The following is a 5228-nucleotide window of genomic DNA, read 5'->3' as shown; positions in this document are numbered from 1 at the left end:
TCCACCTATTAAGATCTAAAATTAACGATGGGGTGAAGAGGGGCATGGGGCAGGGGGCATGGATGGAGGAATTTTTATAACTCCTAACTCTTAACTCCTAACTCCTAACTTCTAACTCAGCACTAAAAGCTAGCAGCGTCTTGGCTAAGAAAGCATTAAAATACATTAAGTAAATTGCTCTTTTAACTTTGGTTGCTGCTAAGGCAAAGATAGTATATGACTGACGTTCCCGCAGTTCGCATTCGCAATTTTTGTATTATTGCTCACATCGACCACGGGAAATCAACCCTCGCCGATCGCTTGCTGCAAGCTACTGGCACTGTTGAAGACCGACAGATGAAGGAACAGTTTCTCGACAATATGGATTTAGAACGGGAGCGCGGCATTACAATTAAGCTGCAAGCTGCCCGGATGAACTACACAGCTAAAAATGGTCAGCAGTATGTGCTGAACTTAATTGATACTCCTGGGCATGTGGATTTCTCTTATGAAGTTTCCCGCTCTCTTGTTGCTTGCGAAGGAGCGCTATTGGTAGTAGATGCGTCCCAAGGTGTGGAGGCGCAAACTTTGGCAAATGTATATTTAGCGTTAGAGAATAACCTGGAAATTATCCCAGTTTTGAATAAAATCGATTTGCCTGGGGCTGAACCAGAACGAGTAATTGGCGAAATTGAAGAAATTATCGGTCTAGATTGCAGTGGTGCGATTCTTGCCTCTGCTAAAGAAGGAATTGGTATTGATGAGATTTTAGAAGCAGTTGTCGAGCGGATACCGCCGCCGCCCAATACGATAAATGAACGCTTACGGGCGTTAATATTTGATAGCTATTACGACAGCTACCGGGGAGTAATTGTATATTTCCGGGTGATGGATGGCACAGTGAAAAAAGGCGATCGCATCCATTTAATGGCATCTGGTAAAGAATTTGAAATTGATGAGTTAGGCGTTCTTTCTCCTACTCAAAAGCAAGTTGATGAACTCCACGCTGGGGAAGTTGGCTATTTGGGAGCAGCAATTAAAGCTGTAGCTGATGCACGGGTAGGAGACACGATTACCCTAAGTAAGGCGAAAGCTGAGTCACCCTTACCAGGTTACGCAGAAGCGAACCCAATGGTTTTTTGCGGGATGTTCCCCATTGATGCTGACCAATTTGAAGATTTGCGGGAAGCTTTGGAAAAGCTCGAACTTAACGACGCAGCGCTGCATTACGAACCAGAAACTTCCAGCGCGATGGGGTTTGGCTTCCGTTGCGGATTCTTGGGCTTGCTGCACATGGAAATTGTTCAGGAACGTCTAGAGCGGGAGTATAACTTAGATTTAATCATTACAGCCCCCTCGGTGGTTTATAAGGTGATTACCCTCAAAGGTGAGGAACTGTACATCGATAATCCCAGCCGCTTACCTTCTCCCAACGATCGCGAAAAAATTGAAGAACCCTACGTCCAAGTAGAGATGATTACGCCGGAAACTTATGTTGGCAGCTTGATGGAGTTGTCACAAAATCGCCGTGGTATCTTCAAGGATATGAAATATCTCACCCAAGGACGAACCACACTTACTTATGAGCTACCCTTAGCGGAAGTTGTGACTGACTTTTTTGATCAAATGAAGTCGCGATCGCGCGGTTACGCCAGTATGGAATATCACATCATCGGCTATCGTGAAAATCCTCTGGTGAAGTTGGATATTATGATCAACGGCGATCCCGTGGATTCCTTGGCGATGATTGTGCATCGGGATAAAGCTTACAACGTCGGACGGGCAATGGCAGAAAAACTCAAGGAACTAATTCCCCGCCATCAATTCAAAGTGCCAATTCAGGCATCTATTGGCAGTAAAGTTATTGCCAGCGAACATATCCCCGCCTTGCGGAAAGATGTGTTAGCCAAGTGCTACGGTGGTGACATCAGCCGGAAGAAAAAATTATTACAGAAGCAAGCAAAAGGTAAAAAGCGGATGAAATCTGTGGGTACTGTGGATGTACCGCAGGAAGCCTTTATGGCAGTACTGCGCTTGGATCAAAGCTGATTTAAGAGTGCTTAATGCTTGCGGCGACATCTCAACCTGAAAAAGCATAAAAAAGACCTAACCCCCTAGCCCTCTTCCCTTGTACGGAAGCTACGGTTTGACACTCCCCTGTTTATAAGACGGGGGAGTGTCAAACCTTGCTTCTTATCCCTAGCCCACAGTTGATAACCTTTGATAAGCTTTAACAAAATAACTGTTAAAAATTTCAAAATTTTAGTAAACATACTGACTGCATTTGCCACCCTTGTATTTTTAGGGAAATGTAATTTTTTAGATATTTGTAAAGTGTCGGGGAATCTAGCAGATGAAGATACTGGTACTGAGTTGGGAGTTTCCGCCAAGGATTGTTGGGGGAATTGCGCGGCATGTAGCGGAGTTGTACCCGGAACTGGTAAAGCTAGGGCATGAAGTCCACCTGATTACATCAGAGTTTGGTCAGGCATCAATGTATGAAGTGGTTGAGGGAGTAAAGGTGCATCGAGTGCCAGTGGCACATAGTAACGACTTTTTCCACTGGGTAGTCAATCTCAACCTGAGTATGGGAGATCATGGTGGTAAGTTAATTTTAGAAGAAGGGCCTTTTGATTTAATTCATGCCCATGATTGGTTGGTAGGAGATGCTGCGATCGCTCTCAAGCATAATTTCAAAATACCACTAATTGCCACAATTCACGCTACAGAATACGGACGCTACAACGGTATTAACACAGATATTCAAGGTTATATAAATGGCAAAGAAACCTTGCTGGCTTACAACGCTTGGCGGATTATTGTTTGTAGCGACTATATGCGCCAAGAAGTAGAACGAGCGCTATACAGTCCTTGGGACAAAATCGATGTTATTTATAACGGTATCCGAGCCGAAAAGAAACAGCATCACGTAGATTTTCATGCTCTGGATTTTCGCCGCCAATTCGCCACAGACGATCAGAAAATCGTTTACTACCTCGGTCGCATGACCTATGAAAAGGGTGTACCTGTATTACTTCATGCGGCTCCCAAGATCCTTGCAGAAATGGGAGGTAACGTTAAATTTGTAATCGTTGGTGGCGGCAATACTGACCATCTCAAGCGCCAAGCCTGGGATTTGGGAATTTGGCATCATTGCTATTTTACAGGTTTTCTCTCTGATAGATACTTAGATAGATTCCAAACTGTCGCTGACTGTGCTGTATTTCCTAGTCTTTACGAACCTTTTGGGATTGTGGCTTTAGAAAGCTTTGCTTCTCGTGTTCCGGTAGTAGTTTCTGATACTGGCGGTTTTCCTGAAGTAGTGCAACATACCAAAACAGGCATTGTGACTTGGGTAAACAATCCCGATTCTTTAGCTTGGGGAATTTTGGAGGTTTTGAAAAATCCAGGATATCGGCAATGGCTGGTGGATAACGCTTATGAGGATTTAAAGCGACGCTTTAGCTGGCCGAAATTAGCCAAGCAAACTGAAGAAGTATATCAGCGAGTTGTACAAGAGCGATCGCAAATTGTCTGGTAAGCATAGAACCCCGATTTTTTTAAGAAGTCGGGGATTTAAAATTTTATGAGAAGAATTCAGAACTCAGGAGCGGAGCCGGAGACGCTCCGCCTCAGGTCATAATTCAGCATGAATTCTGTACAAGTGGGTAATAGCGCAGCGGTAGCGAGTCTGCGAACGTCTGAATATTGGTTAAAACCGTACTTCATCCCGCTACGCGCTTTCGCCCCTAGTGGGCGAAACTAAAATAAATATTTTTCGTAATCAAAACTCTATCCCCTTGTGGGTAGAGTATTCTGAATTCTGAATTCTGAATTCTGACTCCTGTTTTATTTTTTGCAGAAGCGCTATAAACAACACAAGTAATATGGAGATTTTCGCAGAGTAGAGCAGAGAATAAATAATTACTCCGCGTTATTTTGTTTGAGTTAACAAACAGTACAAACCCTGTACGCTGGAAATTCTACCCTCTCTAGTGCCAGAGTTAAGCTAGTACGCGTTTAAGTTGCAGATTTTTTCGTTAAAACTGTCATTTGTCATTGATTATTCACAAAAGGCTACTAATAAATGACTAATGACAAAGGACGAATTTCACGGATAAATAAGCAATTAAAGTGCGTAACAGCCTAGCAATAATTGCAGTTTGCTCCAGAAGCTTAGTATGACAAAGGCATTCCCAAGCATAGCAAGGCGCTTGAAAAGTACAGGAATCAAGTTGTTGAAGATGGGAACCTTCCTAATAACCCGTTTTATTGCAAGCTGGAAACGCTACTTCCTGGGTGACACTGTTGATGTCCGCCCCTCCCCCTCTCCCTCTTTCGACAATGCTAGACCCTCTTTAGCGGGCCCAGTCCTTACCTTAGGTGGGGGTGGCCCCGATGTCGATGATGCAATCCAGTGGATGATCAACCAAGTTAGGGGAGGTAGTAACTCCGGCAGTAGAGTTAATGTTGTAGTTCTCCGCACGAATGGTAATCACGATTACAATCGGCTAATTTATGCCATGAAGGGCGTAAACTTTGTGGAAACTCTTCTGATTCGCAATAGAGAAGAAGCAAACAAAGCTGAGACTTATGAAAAAATCAGAAATGCTGATGTAATTTTCTTTGCTGGCGGCGACCAATGTCAATACATCCGCAACTGGAAAGATACCAAGCTTGAGGCTGCCGTTAAGTCAGTTTATCTTAAGGGAGGTGGTATTGGTGGCACCAGTGCGGGTGCAATGATCCAAAGTGATTGTGTCTATGATGCTTGTGCTTCTTCTGAAAAAGGGATTGAAACTAGAGATGCACTCGATGATCCCTACCGAGACATTACTTTTACTTACAACTTTTTCAATTGGAGTAATTTGAAAGGAACCATTGTAGATACGCACTTCGACAGGCGGCAAAGAATGGGTCGAATTATGGCTTTCATTGCTCGTCAAATTAAGGACGGTGTATCTAGCAGTGTTTTAGGCATAGCGGTTAGTGAAAGTACATCGGTTCTTGTGGATAAAAACGGTTTGGTGAAAGTTATGGGTAGGGGTGACGCGTACTTTGTACTTGGCAATCATATTCCGGAAGTATGCGAACCTCGAACGCCTTTGACCTTTTCCAATTACAAAATTTGGAAAGTTCGCAGTGGCGATACCTTTAACTTGAGAAACAGACCAACTTCTGGGTACTATCTCAGGAGTGTTAAAAGGGGACGGATTGATTCAAATCCATATTAAATGGGGAGTGGGGAG

Annotated in this window: 3 protein-coding genes; all 3 read left to right on the top strand. The window is 43.7% G+C overall.

The window, feature by feature from the left end:
• Positions 1-216 precede the first annotated feature (216 nt).
• The 3 genes from lepA (at position 217) to ACFE90_RS36055 (ending at position 5213) form a co-directional block, all read left to right on the top strand.
• Complete coding sequence (lepA, locus tag ACFE90_RS36065) at positions 217-2028, top strand: translation elongation factor 4 (RefSeq protein ID WP_375507047.1); 1812 nt, start codon at positions 217-219, stop codon at positions 2026-2028.
• A 304-nt stretch (positions 2029-2332) separates the two neighbouring features.
• Complete coding sequence (locus ACFE90_RS36060) at positions 2333-3520, top strand: glycosyltransferase family 4 protein (protein ID WP_375507046.1); 1188 nt, start codon at positions 2333-2335, stop codon at positions 3518-3520.
• A 640-nt stretch (positions 3521-4160) separates the two neighbouring features.
• Complete coding sequence (locus ACFE90_RS36055; protein ID WP_375507045.1) at positions 4161-5213, top strand: cyanophycinase; 1053 nt, start codon at positions 4161-4163, stop codon at positions 5211-5213.
• The last annotated feature ends 15 nt before the right edge of the window (positions 5214-5228 follow it).

It is taken from the genome of uncultured Nostoc sp. (genome assembly GCF_964245445.1).
Classification (GTDB): Bacteria; Cyanobacteriota; Cyanobacteriia; order Cyanobacteriales; family Nostocaceae; genus Nostoc.
This window is presented reverse-complemented; position numbering and strand designations above follow the sequence as displayed.